21 protein-coding genes and 1 tRNA gene are annotated in these 21854 nt (G+C 62.0%); 7 read left to right on the top strand and 15 right to left on the bottom strand.

Going from position 1 to position 21854, the window contains the following annotated elements:
• Nucleotides 1–53 precede the first annotated feature (53 nt).
• Nucleotides 54–518, top strand: coding sequence for a tRNA (uridine(34)/cytosine(34)/5-carboxymethylaminomethyluridine(34)-2'-O)-methyltransferase TrmL (trmL, locus tag B9H00_RS08820; protein ID WP_086900349.1), 465 nt, complete (start codon nucleotides 54–56; stop codon nucleotides 516–518).
• On the opposite strand, the gene B9H00_RS08815 is transcribed toward trmL, so the two are convergent.
• The gene (locus B9H00_RS08815) at nucleotides 476–982 is read right to left on the bottom strand and encodes a GNAT family N-acetyltransferase (RefSeq protein ID WP_086900348.1); all 507 of its coding nucleotides are present in this window, start codon (nucleotides 980–982) and stop codon (nucleotides 476–478) included. The genes trmL and B9H00_RS08815 overlap by 43 nt on opposite strands.
• An 84-nt stretch (nucleotides 983–1066) precedes the next feature.
• Nucleotides 1067–1648 carry an STN domain-containing protein gene (locus B9H00_RS08810; protein ID WP_086900347.1) on the bottom strand — a complete coding sequence of 194 codons (582 nt, stop codon included), beginning with the start codon at nucleotides 1646–1648 and terminating at the stop codon, nucleotides 1067–1069.
• 119 nt (nucleotides 1649–1767) lie between these two features.
• Here B9H00_RS08810 and rep point away from each other — a divergent pair, with 119 nt between their 5' ends.
• Nucleotides 1768–3819: a DNA helicase Rep gene (gene rep / locus B9H00_RS08805; protein ID WP_086901795.1), complete on the top strand. Its 2052-nt coding sequence runs from the start codon at nucleotides 1768–1770 to the stop codon at nucleotides 3817–3819.
• Between the two features lie 34 nt (nucleotides 3820–3853).
• Here rep and B9H00_RS08800 read toward each other — a convergent pair whose 3' ends face one another.
• The 5 genes from B9H00_RS08800 to B9H00_RS08780 are packed head-to-tail and all read right to left on the bottom strand — an operon-like array spanning nucleotide 3854 to nucleotide 8711.
• Nucleotides 3854–4621 (bottom strand): SDR family oxidoreductase, encoded by a 768-nt coding sequence (locus B9H00_RS08800; protein WP_086900346.1) that lies wholly within the window; start codon nucleotides 4619–4621, stop codon nucleotides 3854–3856.
• An 18-nt stretch (nucleotides 4622–4639) separates the two neighbouring features.
• Nucleotides 4640–5836, bottom strand: coding sequence for a mandelate racemase/muconate lactonizing enzyme family protein (locus B9H00_RS08795; RefSeq protein ID WP_086900345.1), 1197 nt, complete (start codon nucleotides 5834–5836; stop codon nucleotides 4640–4642).
• A 13-nt stretch (nucleotides 5837–5849) separates the two neighbouring features.
• Nucleotides 5850–7157 carry a TRAP transporter large permease gene (locus B9H00_RS08790; protein ID WP_086900344.1) on the bottom strand — a complete coding sequence of 436 codons (1308 nt, stop codon included), beginning with the start codon at nucleotides 7155–7157 and terminating at the stop codon, nucleotides 5850–5852.
• On the bottom strand, nucleotides 7154–7645 hold the full coding sequence (locus B9H00_RS08785) for a TRAP transporter small permease subunit (RefSeq protein WP_086900343.1): 492 nt from the start codon (nucleotides 7643–7645) through the stop codon (nucleotides 7154–7156). The genes B9H00_RS08790 and B9H00_RS08785 overlap by 4 nt, the downstream gene beginning before the upstream one ends.
• A 25-nt stretch (nucleotides 7646–7670) precedes the next feature.
• Complete coding sequence (locus B9H00_RS08780; RefSeq protein ID WP_086900342.1) at nucleotides 7671–8711, bottom strand: type 2 periplasmic-binding domain-containing protein; 1041 nt, start codon at nucleotides 8709–8711, stop codon at nucleotides 7671–7673.
• A gap of 149 nt (nucleotides 8712–8860) precedes the next feature.
• On the opposite strand from B9H00_RS08780, the gene B9H00_RS08775 reads away from it, so the two are divergent.
• The 3 genes from B9H00_RS08775 (at nucleotide 8861) to B9H00_RS08765 (ending at nucleotide 11954) form a co-directional block, all read left to right on the top strand.
• Nucleotides 8861–9619, top strand: coding sequence for a GntR family transcriptional regulator (locus tag B9H00_RS08775; protein ID WP_169713434.1), 759 nt, complete (start codon nucleotides 8861–8863; stop codon nucleotides 9617–9619).
• Nucleotides 9620–9623: 4 nt separating this feature from the next.
• On the top strand, nucleotides 9624–10592 hold the full coding sequence (locus B9H00_RS08770) for a 2-hydroxyacid dehydrogenase (RefSeq protein WP_086900340.1): 969 nt from the start codon (nucleotides 9624–9626) through the stop codon (nucleotides 10590–10592).
• A 273-nt stretch (nucleotides 10593–10865) separates the two neighbouring features.
• A complete protein-coding gene (locus B9H00_RS08765; protein ID WP_086900339.1) occupies nucleotides 10866–11954 on the top strand; it encodes an acyltransferase family protein in 1089 nt (362 codons plus the stop codon).
• A gap of 15 nt (nucleotides 11955–11969) precedes the next feature.
• Here B9H00_RS08765 and B9H00_RS08760 read toward each other — a convergent pair whose 3' ends face one another.
• The 5 genes from B9H00_RS08760 to B9H00_RS08740 form a co-directional block, all read right to left on the bottom strand.
• Nucleotides 11970–13004 (bottom strand): DUF2891 domain-containing protein, encoded by a 1035-nt coding sequence (locus B9H00_RS08760; protein WP_211329593.1) that lies wholly within the window; start codon nucleotides 13002–13004, stop codon nucleotides 11970–11972.
• A 104-nt stretch (nucleotides 13005–13108) separates the two neighbouring features.
• The gene (locus B9H00_RS08755) at nucleotides 13109–13897 is read right to left on the bottom strand and encodes an HpcH/HpaI aldolase family protein (RefSeq protein WP_086900338.1); all 789 of its coding nucleotides are present in this window, start codon (nucleotides 13895–13897) and stop codon (nucleotides 13109–13111) included.
• Nucleotides 13894–15420: a tripartite tricarboxylate transporter permease gene (locus tag B9H00_RS08750; RefSeq protein ID WP_086900337.1), complete on the bottom strand. Its 1527-nt coding sequence runs from the start codon at nucleotides 15418–15420 to the stop codon at nucleotides 13894–13896. Before B9H00_RS08750 ends, B9H00_RS08755 begins: the two co-directional genes overlap by 4 nt.
• Before the next feature lie 6 nt (nucleotides 15421–15426).
• Nucleotides 15427–15924, bottom strand: a complete 498-nt coding sequence (locus B9H00_RS08745; protein ID WP_086900336.1) for a tripartite tricarboxylate transporter TctB family protein — start codon at nucleotides 15922–15924, stop codon at nucleotides 15427–15429.
• Between the two features lie 45 nt (nucleotides 15925–15969).
• Nucleotides 15970–16965, bottom strand: a complete 996-nt coding sequence (locus B9H00_RS08740) for a tripartite tricarboxylate transporter substrate binding protein (RefSeq protein ID WP_086621291.1) — start codon at nucleotides 16963–16965, stop codon at nucleotides 15970–15972.
• A gap of 219 nt (nucleotides 16966–17184) precedes the next feature.
• Between B9H00_RS08740 and B9H00_RS08735 the strand changes: the two genes are divergently transcribed.
• The gene (locus tag B9H00_RS08735; RefSeq protein WP_086900335.1) at nucleotides 17185–18234 is read left to right on the top strand and encodes a LacI family DNA-binding transcriptional regulator; all 1050 of its coding nucleotides are present in this window, start codon (nucleotides 17185–17187) and stop codon (nucleotides 18232–18234) included.
• Here the strand turns inward: B9H00_RS08735 and B9H00_RS08730 are convergent.
• The 3 genes from B9H00_RS08730 to thiM are packed head-to-tail and all read right to left on the bottom strand — an operon-like array spanning nucleotide 18231 to nucleotide 21299.
• Nucleotides 18231–18893: a carotenoid biosynthesis protein gene (locus B9H00_RS08730; RefSeq protein ID WP_086900334.1), complete on the bottom strand. Its 663-nt coding sequence runs from the start codon at nucleotides 18891–18893 to the stop codon at nucleotides 18231–18233. The two genes, B9H00_RS08735 and B9H00_RS08730, sit on opposite strands and share 4 nt — an antisense overlap.
• Entirely contained in the window at nucleotides 18893–20440 is a 1548-nt protein-coding gene (gene crtD / locus B9H00_RS08725) for a 1-hydroxycarotenoid 3,4-desaturase CrtD (protein WP_236944237.1), read from the bottom strand. The genes B9H00_RS08730 and crtD overlap by 1 nt, the downstream gene beginning before the upstream one ends.
• 4 nt (nucleotides 20441–20444) lie before the next feature.
• Nucleotides 20445–21299, bottom strand: coding sequence for a hydroxyethylthiazole kinase (gene thiM, locus B9H00_RS08720; RefSeq protein WP_174678718.1), 855 nt, complete (start codon nucleotides 21297–21299; stop codon nucleotides 20445–20447).
• Between the two features lie 241 nt (nucleotides 21300–21540).
• Between thiM and B9H00_RS08715 the strand changes: the two genes are divergently transcribed.
• Nucleotides 21541–21617, top strand: a tRNA-Arg gene (locus tag B9H00_RS08715).
• The last annotated feature ends 237 nt before the right edge of the window (nucleotides 21618–21854 follow it).

The raw sequence follows: 21854 nt of genomic DNA, 5'->3' as shown, positions 1-21854 counted from the left end.
ATCGCAAGCGTTGATCACGACAACACCGGTCCCCGAAGTAGAGAACCCCCGCCATGCTGGACATCGCCCTGTTCGAGCCGGAAATCGCGCCCAATACCGGCAACATCATCAGACTCTGCGCCAATACCGGCTTTCGCCTGCATCTGATCGAGCCGCTCGGCTTTGAACTCGATGACAAGCGTCTGCGCCGGGCCGGGCTCGATTACCACGAGTGGGCCCGCGTTCAGGTGCATGCCTCGCTCGAGGCCTTCATGGTCGTCGTCGAGCCGCAGCGCCTGCTGGCCATCACCACGCGCGGGCGCACCCGTCATGATCAGGTGGCCTATCAGACCGGCGATGTGCTGCTGTTTGGTCCGGAAAGCCGCGGCCTGCCGCAGGCCCTGATCGATGGCCTGCCCGAGCATCAGCGCCTGCGCATCCCCATGCGTGCCGATAGCCGCAGTCTTAACCTGTCCAACGCTTGTGCGGTGCTGGTTTACGAGGCCTGGCGGCAGCTGGATTTCGACGGGATGTCGTAGCCCGGATCCTCAAGCGATTTCGTCATGAACACGCTGTAAGGGTCCTCGCTATAGCTGCCAAACGGCGGGCAGGTTTCGAACCCGAAGCGGGCATAGAGGCTGCGTGCCGGGGCGAAGACCGCTGGTGTCCCGGTCTCAAGGCTCAGCCGCTTGAAGCCGCGCGTGCGCGCCTCGCGAATAATATGATCGAGCAGCTTGGCCGCCACCCCACGGCGCAGGTGCGTATCGGCCGTGCGCATCGACTTGATCTCCCCATGAGTCTCATCGAGTGTCTTGAGTGCGCCGCAGCCGGCAAGGGTGTCATCCTCCCACACACTCCAGAACATCATGCCGGGGGCGCGCAGCGCCTCGATATCCAGCGCATGACAGCTCTCTGCGGGAGAGTGGCCGGCAAGGTCTGTGACATGCGCGCGGATCAGCGCGACGGTGACCTCGCTGCTCAAATCGTCCTGAATGATCCTCATCCCTGTGGCCTCTTGTTGTTGTCTGGTGTCACTGTCTGATGTTGTGGTCATGAGCGTCGCTGCGATGTCGATTGGATGCAGGTCTTAAAGGGTACCGGGTGCCAGCCGCCCTTCCAGCCAGGCAAAGAGACGCTCATAGCTGGCCTTCTCGGCGGCGCTCAAAAAGCCCTGCTCGGTGATCAGCTGATCGCTTTGCGCTTCGATGGCATCGAGCTGGGTGTCGAGGGCCCGGGCGTCGTTCTGGCTGAGCTCATCGTTGTCCCGGGCGCTTTCGATGCGATAGCGAAACGTCTTGACCAGATCATTGATGCGCTCGCGGTCACTCTGATTGATCCGGTAATGGTCGTTGTCCAGATGGACTTCAAGGCCCGAGCCTCGCACCAGCTGAATCAGGGCGGCATCCGGTGTGAAGCGTCCGGACAGGGCCCGTGCCTGATGATTGTCGACCAGGGTGTTGTCCACCTCGACCGGGCAGCCGCTGGTGTGGGCAAACTGCTGCAGGGCCTGATCCATGCGCTGAGCAGGATAATCGTATCGGATGGCCTGAATCTGACAGGCGGCGCTGGCCGGCATGGCGACCCCGAGGGCGATGCCGCCCATCAGCAACCCTGTACCTGTGTGAAAAAGACGTTGTCCGAGACTTCGTGCAAACCTCTGATAACGCATCAATTACTCTCCTGAACGGTGGCGACGGGCCGGTTCGAGTCCTGTCATTACAGCACAGGTGAGGGCACAGGATGTATCATGATGTGCTTGCGTCATCTGCCTTCCATCAGGTTGTTCCCATGTCCGATATTCGCCAACGCATCAGCGGCCTCAATCCGCGTCAGCGTGAAGCCGTGAAATACATCGATGGCCCCTGTCTGGTGCTCGCCGGTGCCGGCTCCGGCAAGACCAGCGTGATCACCACCAAGATCGCCTATCTGGTCCACGAGTGCGGCATGAGCGCCCGACGCATTGCGGCGGTTACCTTTACCAACAAGGCCGCCCGCGAGATGAAGGAGCGCGTACAGGCACTGTTGCCCGGGCGCAGCGGCCACGGCCTGACCGTGTCGACCTTTCATACCCTGGGGCTGACCATCATCCGCTCGGAGCTGAAAACGCTGGGCCTGCGCCCGGGCTTTTCGCTGTTTGATCCGGAGGATGCCAAGGCGCTTTTGCGCGATCTGATGCAAAAGGACGCCCAGATCGATGCCGATCAGATCAACCAGGTGCAGGGTCGAATCTCGAACTGGAAAAACGACCTGATTCTGCCGGGGCATGCGCTTTCACACGCCGAGACCGAGGACGATGCCTGGTGCGCGCGCATTTACGAGCACTACGTGCGCCATTTAAAGGCCTATAACGCGGTCGATTTCGATGACCTGATCATGCTGCCGGCGACCATGTTCGAGCGTCACCCGGAGGTGCTCCAGCGCTGGCGAAACCGCATCCACTACATGCTGGTGGACGAGTATCAGGACACCAACTCCAGCCAGTATCAGCTGGTGCGCATGCTGATGGCCGAGCGCCAGACCTTTACCGTGGTGGGCGATGATGACCAGTCGATCTATGCCTGGCGCGGCGCACGCCCGGAAAACCTGGTGCAGCTCGGTGAGGACTTTCCCTCGCTTAACGTCATCAAGCTGGAACAGAACTACCGCTCGACCTCGATCATCCTCAAGGCCGCCAACACCCTGATTGCCAACAATCCGCACGTCTATGAGAAGACGCTGTGGTCGGACAAGGGGCGCGGCGAGCCGATCCGGATCATCGTCAATCGCAACGAGGAAGCCGAGACCGAGCGGGTCGCCACCGAAATCCTCACCCGGCGCATCAAGGAGAGCGCCCAGTGGCGCGATTTTGCCGTGCTCTATCGCGGCAACTTTCAGGCAAGGCTTTTGGAGTTGAAGCTCCAGCACCACCAGATTCCCTACAAGCTCTCCGGTGGCACCTCCTTTTTCTCGCGCAATGAGATCAAGGATGCGATGGCCTATCTGCGCCTTCTGATCAACCCGGCCGATGACAACGCCTTTTTGCGCATCGTCAACGTTCCGCGCCGCGAGATCGGTCCCACCACGCTCGAGAAACTGGCCAACTACGCTCAGGAGCGCAAGGTCAGCCTCTTTGCCGCCTGCAGCGAGATGGGGCTTTCGCACGTGCTCTCCGAGCGCGCCGTGGATCGGCTGGGGCGCTTCAACCACTTTCTGGAAGGCATCCGCAAACGCATGGATCAGGGCGATGCGATCGCCGCGATCCGGGCGATGTTTGCCGAGATGGATTACGAGGCCTGGCTCTATCAGAACGCCAGCGCGCCGATCATTGCCGAAAAGCGCATGGGCAACGTGTATATCCTGATCGATCAGCTCGAGAAGTCGATGCACCGTGACACGGAGGATGGCGATGACGCGGCCGAGGAGACCGACGACGTTGAAGCCGCCATCTCGCGACTGGTGCTGCGCGACATTCTCGACCAGCAGGCCCAGGAAGATGACACCGACAAGGTGCAGCTTCTCACCCTGCACGCCTCCAAGGGGCTCGAGTTCCCGCATGTCTACGTGATGGGCATGGAGGAGGAACTGCTGCCGCATCGCAACTCGATCGAGATGGACACCATCGAGGAGGAGCGCCGGCTGGCCTATGTGGGCATCACCCGCGCCCGTCAGACGCTGACCCTGTCACTGGCCCAGCAGCGCAAGCAGTTTGGCGAGATGATGAACTGCGCACCGAGTCGCTTTCTTGACGAGCTGCCGCCGGAAGATCTGGAGTGGTACGGCCGCGCCGACAAGGAAGACCCGGAGAAAAAACGCGAGCGCGGCCAGAGTGCGATTGCCGGGCTGCGCTCGCTTTTGGGTTAGGGGCCGGCCAAAGCGGGCCCCTGAGGTTTTTGGGCTACAACACGGCCAGCATGCCGCCATCGACATAGATGATCTGTCCATTGACGTAGCCTGAACCGGGTGCCGCCAGATAGATGACCGTACTGGCCAGGTCTTCCGGAAGGCCCCATCGGCGCGATGGCGTGCGCGCCTTGACCCAGCCGTCAAATGTCGGGTCCTCTGACAGGGCGCGGGTCATGTCCGTCAGCATGTACCCCGGACCTATGGCGTTGGCCTGGATGTTGTGTTCGGCCCACTCGGCGGCCATCGAACAGGTCAGCAGCCGGATGCCTCCCTTTGCCGCCGTATAGGGTGCCACGGTTGCCCGAGCCACCTGGCTTGTCAGCGAGCCGACGTTGATGATCTTGCCGCCCTGCCCCTTTTCAATCAGGCGCCGCGCCACCTGCTGGCCCACCAGAAAGGCTGCGCTCAGATTGGTGTCGATCACCTTTTGCCAGTCGGCCAGCGACAGCTCTACCATCGGCTGGCGATGCTGCATGCCGGCATTGTTGATCAGGATATCGATCGTGATGCCGCGTTCGTCGAGGCTCTCGAACGCCCGGTGCACGTCGGCTTCGCAGGTGACATCAAAGGAGAGGGTCTCTACCTCGACGTCTCTGGACGCAAATTGTGCCGCCGCCTCGCGCAGCTTGTCCTGATTGCGGCCATGCAGGACGATGGCCGCCCCCGCATCGCTGAGGGCCTGTGACATGGCCAGTCCCAGCCCTCCCGATGAGCCGGTAATCAGGGCGGTTCTGCCGGTGAGATCAAACAGATTCATCATGGGGTTCTCCCTGTCGCGTTACTGGCTTTTACGGGTGACCAGGTCGGGGCGTTCAAAGACTTCCGGCAGCAGCTCGACCCCCAGCCCCGGCCCTTCCATGGGATAGACGTAACCGTTTTCGATGCGCGGAACGGTCGTGACCAGCTCCTGATACCAGCCGCGGTAGAAGGCCCGGACCGACTCCTGAATCAGGGTGTTGGGCTGACTGAAGGACATGTGGACGGCGGCGGCGAAACCGACAGGGCCAATGCAGTCGTGTGGCGCGAAGGGCTTGTGAAAGGTCTCGGCAAGGGCGGCGATCTTGCGGCCCTCGGTCAGCCCGCCGGTCCAGCACAGATCCACCATCACCACACCAAGCGCGTCCTGATCGAGCATCTCCTTGTAGGGCCAGCGCGAGCCCAGCGTTTCACTGCCGCATACCGGTACCGAGGTGGCGCGCGCGTATTCCCCCAGCGCCGAGGTTGAGGTCATCTTGATCGGGTCCTCGAACCAGTACGGGTTATAGGGCTCCAGCGCCCTGGCAATGCGCTTGGCACTGGTCAGATTCCACTGGGAGTGAAACTCCACCATGATGTCCATCGCATCGCCCACGCGATTTCGAATCTGTTCGAAGGGGCGCAGCGCCGTTTTCATCTGCTCGGCGTTGATGTCCAGCCCATGGGTCTGCTGAGCGATGGGGTCAAAGGGCCAGATCTTCATGGCGCTGATACCGCTTTCCAGCAGATTTTCGGCCAGTGCGCCGGCATCGGTCATGAAGGCGTTGAGATCCTCGAAAGGGCCTTCGCTGCTGCCCAGATTCCAGTTTTTGACCGTTCGAATATCACGGTTGCGGACATAGCCGTAGCCGGCGCAGGTGTTGTAGATCCTTAGCCGCGGCTGGCAGAGCCCGCCCAGCATCTGATGCACCGGCTGCTGACAGACCTTGCCAAACAGATCCCACAGCGCGATATCAATGGCCGAGGTGGCGCGCGACTCGGCGCCGGTCGAGGCGTGTGCCAATGGTAGGTTGGTCATCTCCCGGTGAAGCGCCTCGATGGCCAGCGGGTCGCGCCCCAGTAGCCTGGGCGCCAGGGTGTCGTGAATATGGGCGGCCACGGCACCGGCGCCGTAGAAGGTTTCCCCCAGGCCAATGGTGCCCTCATCGGTATGGATACGTACCCAGAGCACGTTTTCGAATTCGCGCGCGTGCAGGGTTTCGATGGCAGTGATTTTCATCAGTGAACTCCAGTTATTGAATCAGGCCGGGCAGCCACAGGGCGAGTTGTGGAAAGAGCAGCACCAGTACCAGCACGGCAAGCTGGATGAGCATGAACGGCCAGACGGAGCGGTAGATATCCATCAGCGTGATGCCCTTCGGGGCTACGCTCATCAGGTAAAAGGCCGCCGAGCCGAAGGGCGGTGAGAGAAAGGCAATCTGCATGGCGATCGAAAAAAGCACCCCGAACCAGACGGGACTCATGCCAAGCTCAACCACGATGGGCAAAAAGATGGGGATGGTCAGCAGCACGATCCCGATCCAGTCCATGAAACAGCCCAGGATCAGAAACACGAGCAGCATCAGAAGGATGGTCATCATGGGCGTCAGACCCGCGCCCAGAATCAGCTCATTAATGAACGCTCGCCCGCCCATCAGGTTATAGACGCTGATCAGCACGGCCACGCCAAAGGTCACCCAGAGCAGGATGCCAACGGCACGTAGAGTCTGGACCAGCGCCTGATGCAAAAGGGACAGGCCAAGTTCGCCACGTACGACAATCAGGGCCAGTGTCCCGATGACGCCCACGCAGGCGGCTTCGGTAATCGAGGTTACCCCGCCGTAGATACAGCCCAGAATCAGAATGATCAGCAGCATGGGCGGTATCAGGCCGGCCATGGCACGTCGCCGGGTCATCCCTTCCGGCACGGCATCCCGGCTGGCGGGGGCCAGCGAGGGATTGATCCAGCATCGTATGACCACATAGAGCAGGTAGCTGCCGGCGAGCATCAGCCCGGGGATGACCGTGGCTGAAAAGAGCGCCTGAATACTGGTGCCGCCGACCAGTCCGAAAATGATCAGCACGATGCTTGGCGGGATCATGGTGCCCAGTGAGCCGCCGGCCACGATGACGCCGATGGAGAGGTTGCGGTCATAGTTCAGGCGCAGCATCTGGGGCAGCGCAACCAGGCCGAGCATGACGATTTCGCCGCCGATGATGCCGCTCATGGCGGCCATGACGACCGCGATCAAAAGCGTGACCAGCGCCACGCCCCCCCGTATGCCGCCCACCAGATACTGAAGGCTGTCAAAGAGATCCCGGGCCAGCCGCGAGCGCTCCAGCAGGGCCGACATCAAAATGAACAAGGGGACCGAGGCAAAGGAGATATCGGTCGCCATGCCATAAATCTTCTGCATGGCAAGCCCCAGCACATCCGGGCCGAAATCGAAAAGGGCCATCAGCGAGGCCACCCCGCCGGCAGCAAATCCCAGGGGAACTGCCATGGCCATGGACAGGATCAGCCCGCCCAGCAGGACCAGAGACATGAAGGCGATGCTCATGAGTCACGCTCCTGCTGGTGCCAGCGGCGATAAAGATTGATGACCGACATCACTGCCATGACCAGTGCGCAGATCACGATCAATGGCTTGAGGGTCATCGGAATGGGCGCGTTCCAGACCGTGCCAAAACGCTCGCCATTGATCAGGGCCACCCAGGCCTCGCGGGCGCCAAATCCGGCCACGATCAAACAAAAGCACAGCGTCATCAGGCACTGCACGACATCAAGGGCACGCCTTAATCGGCGCGGGGCGAGATCGTAGAGCACGGTGACGCGCAGATGGGCGTCACGGCGCATGACAAAGACGCCGGCATAAACATAGGCAATGGCACAGACATACAGCGATAGCTCATTGGCCCAGCTGGTCGGGGCCAGAAAGAAATAGCGGGACACCACTTCCCATGTCATGGCGAAGATGACCACCATGAATAGCCAGGCGGGCAGCTCATCCCATTGAAAGGCAGGTTTCCTGAGCGTTTGATTGGACATCACGACCTCCCCGGTTGCAGTGGCTTCAACTCAGAAGCCCCATTTGACGCATGAAGGCGAGATGGCTTCTCACCATCGCATCGGCTGCCTCGCTACGCGTCGCCCAGTCCTTCCAGACTTCCAGCGCTGCCTCACGAAAGGCCAGTCGGTCCTGCTCCGACCAGTCGTGGAAGGTGACCTGATCGGCCAGGTCGGTCAGAACCCGGTGATCATCGACCGTGACGTTTTTGATGACATCAAAGGCAATGGCGCGCTGCGCGACTTCGATGACGCGTTGCAGCTCGACAGGCAGCGCGTTCCAGCTGTCGAGATTGATGGCCACGTGGTCGGCCGGCATGGAGTGAAAGCCCGGGTAGGTGGCGTATTTGCAGATGTCGTAAAGGCCCAGCGAGCGATTGAGGGCCAGCGTGCCGGCATCGGCGCCGCTGACCACGCCGGTCTCCATCGCCGTAAAGACTTCCCCGAAGGCCATGACGACAGGGGCCGCGCCCAGCCGTGTGAAGATCTCGCTCTCCATGCCCGGCGGAGAGCGAAATTTCCACCCCTGGAGCGACTCGATTCCCGGTAGCGGTACGGTCGAGCTCAATGACTCGAGCGGTGGGCAGAGCAGGCCGACGCAATACATGTTGTAGCGACCGTAGAGGGGGGCGACAATGGCGCGGGCCTCGGGCATATCGAGCCAGGCGTGCAGCTGAATGGGATCTTCATATCCGCCCATGACATCGCCGATGAACTGGAAGGCGGGGTCCTTGCCGGTGAGATAGCTGGCACCGGTCATGTCGATGTCCAGCACGCCGTTGGCGGCGGCATCGAAGGTCTGGAAATCGCTGACAATGGCGCTTGAGTAGTGAAGATCGATCAATAACCGTCCACCCGAGAGCGACTCGCAGAGCTCGACAAAGCGCGTGTACATGGCGCCCTGGGTCGAGGTTTCACTCTTGTTGGTCTGTGCTCGCAGACGATACTGGCGATGGCCTTCGGCCATTACCCGGCCGGATAACGCTGTGGCGCCAAGAAGGCCGGCACCCGCACCGGCCAGCAGTCGGCGCCTGGTAAGTTCTGCCATGACACGCTCCTTCGAAAGGCAGCGTTTTTGGGAATGGACGTCGATAAAGCGCTGCCGAAGGAGAAATATATTTCTGTATATCGCAATATCATATGATACATAGGGCGTATTCACAGCGACGCCGAATGGCGTCATCGTGCGAGGACAACATGCAGGAAAGAAGGCTGGAGCCCCTGGAACATCTCAATGAAACGCCGGGCATTTCCCGTGCAGAACTGGCCTATGAGCGTCTCGAGACGCTGCTGGCCCATATGGAACTGCGGCCGGGCGCCTTCCTCACCATGGCCGAGCTTCAAACGCGTACCGGGCTTGGACGCATGCCGGTACTCGAGGCCACGAGGCGGTTAAGTGATGACACGCTGCTGGAGGTTCGCGCCGGTCGCGGCATTCGAGTGCTGCCCATCGATCTGGGGCGGGAGCGCCGCCTGTTGCGGGTGCGTCATGATCTTGAGCGCTTTGCCATCGAGCAGGCCTGTGAGCGGGCCAGCACGCTCGAGCGCAGTCAGATGCGCCAGCTGGCTGCGGCGCTGGCCGACCTGGTCAAGGACGATGCCCCGCTGTGCGATGACCGGGTGCGTCGCTTCAACGACATCGATCGACGGCTGGATCGTCTCGTCCTCAAGGCCGCAAGCGAACCCTTCATTGAGCGCACCCTGCGGCCGCTGCATACGCTTTTTCGGCGGCTGGGCTATCTGTTTTTGATGCATTTCGGCGATGAGCCGTTGATCCGGACCAACATTCGTCTGCATCAGGAGATGCTGGAGTGCGTCATCGATGGCCGTGTGCAGGCGGCGGATGAAGCCCTGGCACGGTTGATGGCTTTCGCCGGGGAGATGCTGGAGCCGATCGAGAAACATCTGGACCCGGCGCTGCTGGATGCCGCCATTACCCCCCTGACATCGGAGTAACGACGTGAGTACACGCATTGTCTTTCATGGTCAGAACGCTGCCAGCTTTCACGAGGGGTTCAGCGACCGCCTGCAGCACGAGGCCGAGCTGATCTGCCTGCCGGATACGCTTGATGAGGCCGGTCGAGCGGCGTTTGCCCGTGCCGACATCATCCTCGGACATCGCCTTGATGCCGAACAGCCGCGACCCGAGACGGTGCGTCTCTTTCAGGCCGTAGGCGCCGGTGTGGATGCCATCGACACCTCACGTCTCCCTGAAGGCGCCATGCTGTGCAACTGTCACGGTCACGATATTCCCATTACCGAATATGTCATGGCCGCCCTGCTCAATGATTGCGTGCCGCTGGCGGAGGCCAATCAGCGCCTGCGGCAGGGCGACTGGTATTATCAATCGGGGCGTCATCTGCATGGCGAGCTGCATGGTCAGCTGCTTGGAATCCTCGGATTTGGTCATATCGGCCAGTCGCTGGCAGCCACGGCCCGGGCGCTGGGTCTGCGGGTTCGTGCCGCCAACCGTTCGCCGGTAGAGGCGCAGGCGTATGGCCTCGAGCAGGCTTTCGGACTGGATGAGCTTGAAAGCTTCTATCAGGGGCTTGATGCCCTGGTCTTGGCGCTGCCGGAGACCCCTGCCACTCGCGGACTGGTAGATGCCGGCGCCTTTGAAGCCCTGCCGGAACACGTTCATGTCATCAACGTGGGTCGAGGCGGTGTCATCGAAGAGAAGGCGCTCTTTGACGCGCTGTCCTCGCGACGCATCCGCCGCGCCACCATCGACACCTGGTATGTGTATCCATCGGCCGAACAGGGTGCCCCCCACCCGGGCCATCTGCCCTTTCAGACCCTCGACAATCTGGTCATGACACCGCACATGTCAGGCTGGACCCAGGGGACGCTCGAGCGTCGCAAGGATGCCATGGCCGATAATATCAATCGGCTGCTCGACGGCCGCGAGCCTTGCAACATCGTGGGATGAGATGACCCGGTGGCTGCCCGGTGTATTTTCCGTTCAGGATCACCGGGCGATCCTTCAACACTGCACACTGTCGATCACATCATGATATATCATCAGGTTATCTCATCCTGCGAGGTCTTCATTGATGAAATATTTGGCGACTGGAAAAGGGGTTTAACGTAACCATTGACGTCGTTTTGTGTCATGTTTTTGCCCTCCATGGATTAGTTTTTCGAGCCGCGCATAATATCTTCGCTTTATTTAACATTTTCTCAAATAAAACGAGGTGTCTGCATGCCCGGTGCACGTCGGATCGACTGGATCGATGCCGCCAAGGGAGTGTGTATCCTTGCGGTGGTGCTTTATCACTTTAATCAAATGGTGCTGCAGCAGATCGATTTCGGTCAGACGGCGGTCCCCACGCTATGGAGTCTGGGAATCACGGCGCTCAAGCCCCTGCGTATGCCGCTGTTCTTTCTCATCTCGGGCTTTCTGGCCAGCCGCTCGATTACGGGGCGTGGCTGGGAGCAGGTCCGCACCAGCCGCGTGGCCAATTTACTCTGGGTCTATGTCCTGTGGGTCGGACTGTACTGGTTGTTCATTGAAGGCGTGATTGTCCCGTTGAATGTTGACGTTGCCGCGGCCGGCGCCCATCCCGAAACCCTGACAGGGGTGGTCATGCAGTTGGTCAGCGCCAATACGGGGCTCTGGTATCTCTATGCGCTGGTGCTCTACTTCGTCGCCTGCAAGCTGCTCCAGCACACGGCGTACCCGGCCGTGATCAGCATCGGGCTTGGCGTGGTGCTGCATCTGGTGTCCAGTCTGTGGCTGCCGTCGTCATGGTGGAATGTGGCCACGCTGATGAACTATCTCTTCTTTTTCGCCATCGGTTGCCACCTTCAGCCGTTGATCACCCGCCACTACACGCGGGGCAACCCCGTTCGATTCGTGATCACGGCCGTCCTGACCCTGATGGCGCTGGGGGCGGCCTGGAAGCTGGGGAGCATGGACGCACCGGGCGTGAAGCTGGTGCTCGCTCTACTCATGGTCTCGACCACCATCGATCTGTTTGCCCTGCTGACGCAGCGATTCAAAATGGCGATGTTGTGCGATATCGGCCGACGCACCCTGCCGATCTACGTGATCCACAAGCTGCTGATCTTTGTCCTGGTCGCTTTCATGCCCGAGGTGCTGTATGTCGAAGGCGCGCTTGGCAACGGTGTGTTGGCCGTGACGCCGCTGGCCATGACGCTGCTGATTGGTGCGCTGTGTCTGCTGGTCCATCAGGCGCTCAACCGTGGCCCGGGTCGTGTGCTGTTTACCATGCCACATACCTTCCGGCGCGTGGCCTATCGGACCGGGCTGTTGCATCCGGCCCACTGAGACCCTTCCGAGCGCTCAGGCTTCCAGTGCCAGCAGGGCGAGCGTGGCCAGCCAGTGCTCGCCCATATAATCCTCCCCGAGATGAGAGAGCGCCGCGGCCAGATGGGTCTCGGCGCTCTTCTGCATGCGCAGGCGGGCGGGATGTTCCTGGCCAAGCCGGGCAGCCAGCGACCGAAAACACCAGGCGCGGCTCAGGTTCAGTCCATCCAGATGGGCGATCTTGCCATCGCTGCGATCGCTGACCACCGCCGGGATAAACAGCGTTTCCGGCTGACCGCTGGCCAGTGCCGGTAAAAAGGCGTCAAACCAGTTACGGAAGGCCTCGGGCTCAAGCGCGTGCGCCATGTAGAGCGCCTCGATCAGCGTCGGGGAGAGAAACTCGTCACCGCCCGGCTCCCAGGCCTGGGCACCACGATCGCCGTCGAACCATTCCCGTGCCCGCCGACACAGCACCTGCTCAAGCGCCGTGCGTTCGGGCGGCTGGTGAGGCATGCGCGCATACTCAAGGGCCATGACACCAGCGAAGGCGCTGTTGTAATGGGTACCGGTGCGAATCGGATAGGTCTGCTTTGGCCAGAACTCAAGAAACGCCTGAGTCATGAAACGGATCAGAGGCGCCAGCGTTTGTGCCGCCTGCTGCATCGCCTCATGGGGGGAGGTCTCAAGCTCGGCAACGAGTTTCAAAAACCATGCCCAGCCGTAGGGGCGTTCGAAACCGTCGCGTCCCGGCGCCTGAAAATAGGCCAGTTCTCCTGCCACCTTCTCGGTGGTGATGTTGCGTTGCAGCAGTGCCTGTACGCGCGCTGCGATCTCGCTGGTGGGATAAAGGCGCGACACGCGTACCAGCAGCCAGTAGCTGTGCACGCAGGAATGCCAGTCAAGACTGCCGTAAAAGATCGGATGCAGGGTGGAAGGCGCGGCAATGTCGTGCGCCCCGCGCATCATGTGAGTCACTAGATTGGGGTACTCACGCTCGACGTGGCCCAGCGCCATATGGGCCAGGCCTTCGAGCGTGGTTTGATCGGGAAAGCAGGAGGTCAGGTCAGACATTGAAATGAACCGGTATCACGGGCAGAAGCGCACGACCCCCATGCTGGGCGCGGAGCACCTGGCTGCGGTGGATGACCGGGACCCTACGGGGCCCCGGGCCGTGATCAGGTTAAATCAAAATCCGTGGAGAGTTCACGCCAGCGAGCGGCTTCGTTGCGCAGGGCATTGGCCATGATGGCGATATCATTGGGTCCGGCCACGAAGCGGTATCCGGCCTCTGACAGCGTCTCGATGCCACGGGTCGGCGCTGTAATGGTGCCCATCCAGCAACCGCTTGCCGTAATACGTGTCTCTAGTGCCTCGATGGTCTGGCGTACTTCGGCGTCTTCCAGCTGCTCCAGCCGCCCCATGGAGCCTGCCAGATCATTGGGCCCGATAAACAGCATGTCGATGCCCTCGACGGCCGCGATGGCCTCGATTTCGTCACGGGCAGCAACGTGTTCGATCTGTACGATCAGCAGCAGGTTGTCATTGGCAATGCGGGCATAGTCGCCGACGGCACCAAAGCGCGAAGCCCTCACAATGGGGGCGGCATAGCCACGATTGCCCTGTGGCGGATAGCGACAGGCATCCACGATGGCACGGGCCTGTGCGGCAGAGTTGACCATGGGCACCATGATCGAGCGCACGCCCATGTCCAGTATCCGTTTCAGATAGGCAGGGTCATCGGCAGGTATCCGCAGCACCACATCACCATCGGCGGCCTCGACGGCCCGCAGCAGGTGTGCCGTGTGTTCAAGGCTTGATATTCCGTGCTCGTTGTCGACCAGAATGGTTTTCCAGCCGGCATGGACGGCCAGCTCGGCAATTTCGGGACTGGCACTTTCAAGCCATAGTGCACTAACGGTGCGGCCCTGTTCCAGGGCCTGACGGGTCGGGTTAAAGGCAGTCATCGGGGCTCTCGCTTGGGTGTATTGAAAGAGAGGGCACGCTGACGCCTGTAGCCCTCATAAAGTGCTTGACAGAGCAGAACCATCCAGACCAGCAAGGTCAGGACGCCCAGTCCGGCGGCCCACGGGCGCTCGAAAAAGGCGAGCAGGTTGCCCTGCGACTTGATCATCGACGTCATGAAGTTTTCTTCGACAATACCGCCCAGCACGATGCCAAGAATGGCCGGCGCCAGTGGAAATCCGGTGGCTTCCATGGCATAGCCCAGAATACCCAGCGCCAGCACGATCCAGACCGCGACGACGGAGTTGGTAATGGCGTAGGCCCCGACCAGCGAAAACAGCAGCACGATTGGCATCAGGACGCGACGAGGAATGCGAACGATTTTGCTCGACAGCGCGATCACAATGATGCCGACCGGAATCATCAGCACGTTGGCCATGGCAAAGGCGCCGTACAGGGTGTGCACGATCTCCGGATTGTCGGTAAAAATGCGCGGGCCCGGTGACATGCCATTGAGCAGCAAAATACCGATGGCAATGGCGGTGACGCTGTCGCCCGGGATGCCAAACACCAGCGCCGGTGTCCAGGCACCCCCGATCGCGGCATTGTTGGCCGAGCCGCCATCCACGATGCCTTCAATGTGTCCCTTGCCGTAGCGTTCGGGATGGCGCGAAAAACGCTTTGAAAAGGCATAACAGATCCAGGCCGCGATATCGGCACCGGCGCCCGGCAATGCACCGATCAGGGTGCCGGCAACGCTTGAACGTGCCACATTGCGTCGATAGCGCGTCAGGGTGGTAATGGCCTCGCGGAACGCCTGCGGCAGGGTCTCGCGTACCTCGATGGGCGGCGGCTGATGCCTGCCGGTACTGGCAGCACGCATGATTTCACTGAGGGCAAAAAGACCGATGATGGCGGGAATGAAGCTCACGCCATCAAAGAGTTCATACCAGCCGAAGGTAAAGCGTGGATGGCCCACGGCCACATCAATGCCGATGCAGGCGATGAACAGACCGATGAACAGGCTGGCAAAGCTCTTGATGACCGAGGCGTTGCTGGTCATGACGGCGCAGCTCAGGCCCAGTGTTGCCAGCCAGAACACCTCATAGCTTGAAAATCCGATGGCCACCCGGGCCAGCTGCGGGGCGATCAGGGCCAGCAGCACGACGCCCACGATCCCGCCGATGGAGGCGGCCAGCAGTGAGACCAGCAGGGTCGAACGGGATTTGCCGGCGCTCGACAGCTGGAAGGCATCCTCGACGTAGGCCGCCGAGGCCGGTGTCCCCGGGATACGCAGCAGTGCGCCGGGAATATCGCCGGCAAAGATGGCCGTGGTGGTGGTGGCCACGATGGCGCTGATGGCCACCAAAGGGTCCATGAAGTAGGTAAAGGGCACCAGCAGCGCCACGGCCATGGTGGCGGTCAGCCCCGGCATGGCCCCGACCAGGGTGCCATACAGTGTGCACAGCGCCAGCACGGTCAGCGACTGGGGCGAGAAAAGACGAAGCAGCGTGTCGATATCCATGAGGGATCACCAGGCCAGTGGGGTCATGACGCCCCAGGGCAGCGGGACATGCATCACCGAATAAAACAGCAGATGCACCCCGAACGTCAGCGGCACGGACAGGCACAGCGCCCGCAGCAGGTTCAGGCCAAAGAGCCGGGCCGTGGCCGTGATGGCAAGTATCGATGTGACATGAAAGCCCAGCGGCTCCAGCGCCAGCCCGAATCCGGCCACGATCAGCACCAGCGCCGCCAGTCGGGCGCCGGCCCGGCGACGATCCATCGATGGCCTGTGATCGGCCTCGGCCCGGTCGGCTGCGCCGGCTGCCATGGTGCGCCCTTGAATCACCAGCGCCGAGACCAGCAGCAGGGCACCACAGACCATGAGCCCGACAGCGGCAATCGAGGGGAAAAGCCCGGGACCATAGACAAGACCCGCCATGCTCGGAAAGGTCGAGGCGCGCCAGAAGATCAGCGCCCCGAACAGCGTCAGCAAAAGGCCGGACCATAGGTCAGTGCGTGCCATCTCTCTCTCCTTGCCTGCCGCGCTCATTCATCCCTGTCTTCCTGCCTATCGGGCCAGACCGATGGCATTGATGACCTCACCCAGCTGCTGATCGGTCTCACTGAACAGCTCGGCGGTCTGCTCGGGACCCTCAAACACCACCTCACTGCCGCGGCTGGCCTTGAACTGGGCCCACTCATCGCTCTGGGTGATCTTCTCGATGGCGTTGGCGTAGGCGCAGGTCATCTCCTCGGGCAGTTTGCCGGGGCCGCTGATGGTCATGAAGGCACTCTGCGTCCAGCCGCTGTCGAGCAGGTCTGCGGTCAGCGGCACGTCGGGCAGGTTCGAGTTGGGGGTGTCACTCATATAGGCCAGCGCCTTCAACTCACCCTGTTCGACCAGGTGTTGTGCTTCCGACAGCGACGGAGTGGCGACATTGACGCCGCCGGCCATCAGCTCCTGCAGCGCCGGCGCCGCCCCCTGGCTTGGGACCCAGCGAATGGCGTCGGGCGGCAGGCCCTCGGCCTGAAGCATGCCGGCCAGCGCCAGATGCCAGATACCGCCCTGAGCGGTGCCGGACGCGGTCAGCTCGCCGGGGTGTTCTTTTGCCTCTTTCAGCAGTGCCTCCAGCGAGTCCCACCGGGCGTCTGCCTTCACCACGACGCTGGCGGGGTTTTGATCCACCAGCGCGATCGGCGTGGCGTCCTGCCAGGTCAGGGGCGTCAGTCCCAGGTGGTGCATGGTGGCAAGCTCAATGGTGGCCGCACCAATGGTGTAACCATCCGGCCGCGCCCGGGCCAGCGCCGTATGGCCGACCACCCCATTACCGCCGGTGCGGTTGACCACATTGAAGGGCACGCCCATTTCCTGCTCCAGCAGGCTGGCCAGCCGGCGGGCATTGGCATCGGTGCCGCCGCCGGTGCCCCAGGGCACGATGACCGTCACGGCGCGATCGGGGGTCCAGTCGCAGGCAGTGTCTTCGGCCTGCGCCACGCTGGCCGTTACCAGCGCCCCCAGGGTGGCGGCAGTCATCAGAACGGTTCTGGAGAGTACGTGAGCCATGGTGATGCTCCTGTGGTTGAACAGGAAGAAAAAGGCGGCCAATCAAGCCGTCGTGTCGAAATCTGATAGGATTAAACGCAATTCAATCGATTGAACCAATGCGACCATGGTCTTTCATGACAAGGTCGAAGAGGCAGGCAAACTGCGACGTACCGGGTCGGGTCGGACAGGTGTCCTTCGCTTGCCCATGAACCTTTCGATGGTCAAAGGAGACCGGGCATGACACGACGCCCTACCCTCAAACACATTGCCGAGCGCGTTGGGGTCACGGTCTCGACGGTGTCTCTGGCGCTGCGTGATGACGAGCGCATCTCGACGGCAATGCGCCAGCGCGTTCGAGCGGCGGCAGCGGAAGTGGGCTACATCTACAACCGCCATGCGGCAGGACTGCGCCGCGGCGACAGCGGCACGGTGGCGCTGTGTCTCAACGATCTGGGCAATCCGTTTTTCACCGAGTTCATCGCCGCCATGGAGCAGCGTTTTCGCGCCGAGGAACGCATGATGCTGTTTTGCCATGCGCAGGAGTCGCTGAGCGTTCAGGCCGATTTCATGCGTCGCATGGCCGAGCATGGAGCCTCGGGACTGATTCTGATTCCCGCGGCCGGCACGACCCAGGAAGACCTCCACGGCGCAGAGGCCGCGCATCTGCGTCATCTGCCGCTGGTGCTGCTGTCGCGGGATGTGCCGGGCGCCGAAGTGGATCGGGTGATCAATGATGATGCCCGCGGCATGGCGCTGGTGATCGAGCATCTGCGTTCGCTGGGGCATCAGCGCATCGGCTGGCTGGGCGGCGGCAGCAGCACCTCAACGGCGCAGGCGCGGGAACGTGCCTTCAGGGCTGCGCTTGGGCAGGCCGGTCATCCGCCGGATGAGGCGCACATGCACCACGGCCCCACGACTCTGGCCTTTGGTCATCAGGGGTTTGAGACGCTCATGGCGCAGCCCAACCCCCCGACCGCGGTGGTCTGCTTTTCGGATGTCATCGCTTTCGGGGCGCTGTCCGCCTGTCATGGGCTGGGGCTGCGTCCGGGCGTGGATGTCTCCATTACCGGCTTTGATGACATGAGCGCCGCGGCCTATACCACACCGCCCCTGACCAGCGTTCGGGTCAGGACCGATCTCATGGGCGCGCGGGCCAGCGAGCTGCTGCTGAGCCGCATTCGTGGGGAGAAGGGGGCACCGCGAAGGGAGATGATGGCGCCCGAGCTGTCGATTCGCGAGACCACCGGGCCTGTGCGAAAGAAAGCTCGGGCGTCAGATCAGGCTTAAACGCCCAGCAGGGTCAGCGCGGCAAAAAAGCCGGCCATCAGTAGCGCCACGGCGATGGCGACCGGGTTACGCACGCGCTCGAACAGATAGTGAAACAGAATCGAGACCGGCAGCGACACGAGAAACCAGCCGATGTAGTTGCTCAGGGGCACAATGGTTTCACCCCAGGTCCACATTTCGTGATGAATGGCCACCGGCTCGATCAGGATATCGAGTGCGACCATCAGGGCCGCCCCGACCCCGCCTTTCAGCGGGCGCGAGAGCCCGGGCAGCACGCGCTGGACCACCACGTTGAGACAGTACAGCAGCAGTGCCCAGTTCACCCCGATGATCAGCGGCGTATGCCAGAGCGTCGGCCCCAGCACATGGCCATAGGTGTAGTCGCCGAACAGCAGCCCGGTGGAGGTGCCGATCGCCTCGGCCACAAACCCCACTACGTAGCACAGCCCCACGTAGCCCCAGAGCGGTTTGCGCGGCCCCGGGTGAAAGGCCATGGCCAGCCCCAGCGAGGCCAGCAGCGTCAGCGGGGTCAGGCGAATGAAGTGATCATGCACCGGCAGTGCGATGCCGATGACGCCTGCCAGATAGATCAGGGTCAGCAGGACGATTACCGGGGTCGGTCGCAGGCGGCGTCCGAGGGCGGAGGCAGACGGGGTCATCAGGTAGTGTCCTTCGGGTCAGGGGCGCGCCGTGACAGGGGCGCTTGCCGGGCCATGACCTCGGTCATGATTTTGGCCGACAGCAGGCACAGCGGCAGGCCGCCGCCGGGATGCACGCTGCCGCCGCAGAAATAGAGCCCGTCGACATGGCGGCTGTCGTTCGGGTGGCGCATGAACGCCGCCATGCGATCGTTGGAGCTGGTGCCATAGAGCGCGCCCAGGTGTGACAGGGTGCGCGCCTCGATCGTGGTCGGGTCGAACACGCACTCCTCGACGATCGCCTTTCGCAGCGGACGGTCAAGCATCCGCTCGAGTTTCCGGATCACCCGCTCGCGGATGCGCTCGATCAGTGTTGGCCAGTCCTGCTCCGGCGTGGCAAACGGCGCGTTGATCATCACGAACCAGTTCTCGCCGCCTGCCGGGGCGGCGCGTTTGTCATAGCGTGAGGAGATGCTGACATAGACGGTCGGGTCATCACAGAGCGTGCCGGCCTCCAGCGCCTTGAACTCTTCCGGGTAATCCTCGCTGAAAAAGATGTTATGCACATCCAGTTCCGGAAAAGAGTCATCCACACCCCAGTAAAAGATCAGCGCCGAGGTGGATTTCTCCCGCGCCAGCACCCGTTTGGGCGCCGGAGCCCCGGGCAGCAGCCGCTGATGAGTAAAAAACACATCCATGTTGCTGACCACGCGATCAAACATCACGGTTTGATCATCCGTCAGGCGCAGGCCCACCGCACGCGGCCGGCGGCCTTCCTTGCGAGTGAGGATCTCGGCCACCGGCGCTTTGAAGTGAAAGATCACGCCCAGCCGCTCGGCCAGACCATGAAGCGCGCGCGCGATCGCCGGCATGCCGCCTTCGGGCACGAAGGCACCCGCCTCGGCGCCATGTTCAAAATGGGCGATCATCGAGAGCAGTCCCGGGGCGCGATACGGGTTGGAGCCGTTATAGGTCGCAAAGCGGTCAAAGAGCTGCACCAGATGGGGCTCTTTCAGATCACGCTCGTGCACCTCGTGCAGGGTGCGGGTGAGATCGAGCCGGTGCAGACGGGTCAGGGCATGGCCGACTTCCGGGGTGAGCCAGGTTTTCGGAGTGTGCAGCGACTTTTCCAGAAAGGTCCGCCCGGTCAGGTCGTACTTCTCCCGACCGTGAGAAAGCGTTGCGAGCACGCGCTGCGCCGGCACGCCCAGCACCCGTTCGACTTCCTCGGCAAACGCCTGCGGGTCGGCGTGGGCATCGAGTCGGGTGCCGTCCTCCCAGGCATAGCGGCACACGGTCTCCAGTCGCCGATAGCGAAAGTGCTCCGAGGGCACCTCACCGGCCAGTTCGAACAGCTCGTCGATATAGTGCGGCATGGTCAAAAGCGACGGGCCAATACCGAAGCGATACTCCCCCAGCACCAGCTCGCCGAGTTTGCCGCCGGCCGTGTCACCGGCCTCGAACACCTCGACATGGGCGCCTTCAAGACGCAGACGGATGGCGGCGGCCAGCCCCGCAATGCCGGCGCCGATAATGCCGATCCGCAAGGGCGATACTTGCGCTGACACCGGCTCAGGCATCCAGCCAGCGCACGGCGACCAGCCCGCGCTGGCGCAGCAGCGCGTCATCGACCTGATCGAGCGCATCCAGCCAGGCCATGGCAAAACTGCCCGGCCCCTGAGCGTGCTGCTCGGCAAGCTCGGCGGCCACGGCCACGTGAACATGTGCGGCCACCGCGGCGCACAGCGGGTCACGCACCACGGCGCAGTAGGCCGCAACGATCGCGCCCAGCGCGCAGCCGGTGCCGGAGACGCGTGGCTGCCATTCGCTGCCACCGCCGACTTCGACCACTGCCTGGCCATTGCGATGGCGGTTGAGCAGTGGGCCGATCAGAACATCCATCGGCCCCGAGGCCGAGACCGTGCAGGCCAGGCCCATCAGCTCGCGCGCGGCGTTGATGGCGCTTTGCGGACTCATGGCGCTGTCCACGCCGCGGCCGGCGCCATCGTGGCCGGCCAGCCCCATGATTTCCGAGGCATTGCCGCGCACCACCGTAGGCCGGTGTTCCAGAAGCTCGAGCGCCAGACCGTGGCGCCACTTCATGCTGCCCGCGCCAATGGGGTCGAGCACCCAGGGCGTACCCGCCTGATGCGCGCCGCTGGCGGCCTTGTGCATTGCCTTGACCTGATCACCCTGCGGCGTGCCCAGATTGATCAGCACCGCATCGGCCTGAGCGGCAAAGCGCCCGGCCTCTTCAGGATTATCAACCATCGCCGGCGTGGCGCCCGCGGCCAGCAGCGCATTGGCGACCAGATTGACCGTCACATTGTTGGTCAGGCACTGCACCAGCGGTTTTTGCGCCTTCAGCGCTTGGTGCGCCTGAACGACCATCTCGATGGTGGGCTCACCGCCCGGTTGCTCGCTCATGCCCATCGTGGATTCCCCTGATAATCAGAAAAAAGGTGTCTGACGCCTCAGGATAGACGTTACCCATCTTCAAGCGGAGCGGCCAGAGGAAAGACCACTGCCTTTAAGCCCTCCTTCAAGCGTCGCCGTTCCGGCGTTTGCCGGAGGGATAAAACGTGGCCGAGGGCGGCCGGTGCGAGAGTGGACAGCCGCAGGCGCGGGCGTTAGGATAGCGCGCTGTCTTCCCCGCGAAGGCACCTGCGCGCTTGTAGCTCAGCTGGATAGAGTACCGCCCTCCGAAGGCGGGGGTCTTGGGTTCGAATCCCAACAAGCGCGCCACAGATTAGTCAAAAAACGCCACTACGGTTTATACCGAGTGGCGTTTTTTTATGGCCGCTTATCCTTATTGTTGTTTTCCTAATGCATGTGTCAGATTATGTCTCAAAATGTTGCTTGAGCATGTAACGAACATCAGAAAGCAAGGCATATCCATGTATCGGCTGCTAGTTACTCTAGACGCTCGCAGCAGCTTTAGATTCTAAATGTTATCCGAATAACATATTCATGCATGCAATC

It is taken from the genome of Kushneria marisflavi (genome assembly GCF_002157205.1).
Taxonomy (GTDB): Bacteria; Pseudomonadota; Gammaproteobacteria; order Pseudomonadales; family Halomonadaceae; genus Kushneria; species Kushneria marisflavi.
This window is presented reverse-complemented; position numbering and strand designations above follow the sequence as displayed.

Excerpts from the sequence above, each read along its gene's own strand:
- trmL (WP_086900349.1), top strand. The coding sequence starts at position 54 with ATGCTGGACATCGCCCTGTTCGAGCCGGAAATCGCGCCCAATACCGGC.
- B9H00_RS08815 (WP_086900348.1), bottom strand. The coding sequence starts at position 982 with ATGAGGATCATTCAGGACGATTTGAGCAGCGAGGTCACCGTCGCGCTG.
- B9H00_RS08810 (WP_086900347.1), bottom strand. The coding sequence starts at position 1,648 with ATGCGTTATCAGAGGTTTGCACGAAGTCTCGGACAACGTCTTTTTCAC.
- rep (WP_086901795.1), top strand. The coding sequence starts at position 1,768 with ATGTCCGATATTCGCCAACGCATCAGCGGCCTCAATCCGCGTCAGCGT.
- B9H00_RS08800 (WP_086900346.1), bottom strand. The coding sequence starts at position 4,621 with ATGATGAATCTGTTTGATCTCACCGGCAGAACCGCCCTGATTACCGGC.
- B9H00_RS08795 (WP_086900345.1), bottom strand. The coding sequence starts at position 5,836 with ATGAAAATCACTGCCATCGAAACCCTGCACGCGCGCGAATTCGAAAAC.
- B9H00_RS08790 (WP_086900344.1), bottom strand. The coding sequence starts at position 7,157 with ATGAGCATCGCCTTCATGTCTCTGGTCCTGCTGGGCGGGCTGATCCTG.
- B9H00_RS08785 (WP_086900343.1), bottom strand. The coding sequence starts at position 7,645 with ATGTCCAATCAAACGCTCAGGAAACCTGCCTTTCAATGGGATGAGCTG.
- B9H00_RS08780 (WP_086900342.1), bottom strand. The coding sequence starts at position 8,711 with ATGGCAGAACTTACCAGGCGCCGACTGCTGGCCGGTGCGGGTGCCGGC.
- B9H00_RS08775 (WP_169713434.1), top strand. The coding sequence starts at position 8,861 with ATGCAGGAAAGAAGGCTGGAGCCCCTGGAACATCTCAATGAAACGCCG.
- B9H00_RS08765 (WP_086900339.1), top strand. The coding sequence starts at position 10,866 with ATGCCCGGTGCACGTCGGATCGACTGGATCGATGCCGCCAAGGGAGTG.
- B9H00_RS08760 (WP_211329593.1), bottom strand. The coding sequence starts at position 13,004 with ATGTCTGACCTGACCTCCTGCTTTCCCGATCAAACCACGCTCGAAGGC.
- B9H00_RS08755 (WP_086900338.1), bottom strand. The coding sequence starts at position 13,897 with ATGACTGCCTTTAACCCGACCCGTCAGGCCCTGGAACAGGGCCGCACC.
- B9H00_RS08750 (WP_086900337.1), bottom strand. The coding sequence starts at position 15,420 with ATGGATATCGACACGCTGCTTCGTCTTTTCTCGCCCCAGTCGCTGACC.
- B9H00_RS08745 (WP_086900336.1), bottom strand. The coding sequence starts at position 15,924 with ATGGCACGCACTGACCTATGGTCCGGCCTTTTGCTGACGCTGTTCGGG.
- B9H00_RS08740 (WP_086621291.1), bottom strand. The coding sequence starts at position 16,965 with ATGGCTCACGTACTCTCCAGAACCGTTCTGATGACTGCCGCCACCCTG.
- B9H00_RS08735 (WP_086900335.1), top strand. The coding sequence starts at position 17,185 with ATGACACGACGCCCTACCCTCAAACACATTGCCGAGCGCGTTGGGGTC.
- B9H00_RS08730 (WP_086900334.1), bottom strand. The coding sequence starts at position 18,893 with ATGACCCCGTCTGCCTCCGCCCTCGGACGCCGCCTGCGACCGACCCCG.
- thiM (WP_174678718.1), bottom strand. The coding sequence starts at position 21,299 with ATGAGCGAGCAACCGGGCGGTGAGCCCACCATCGAGATGGTCGTTCAG.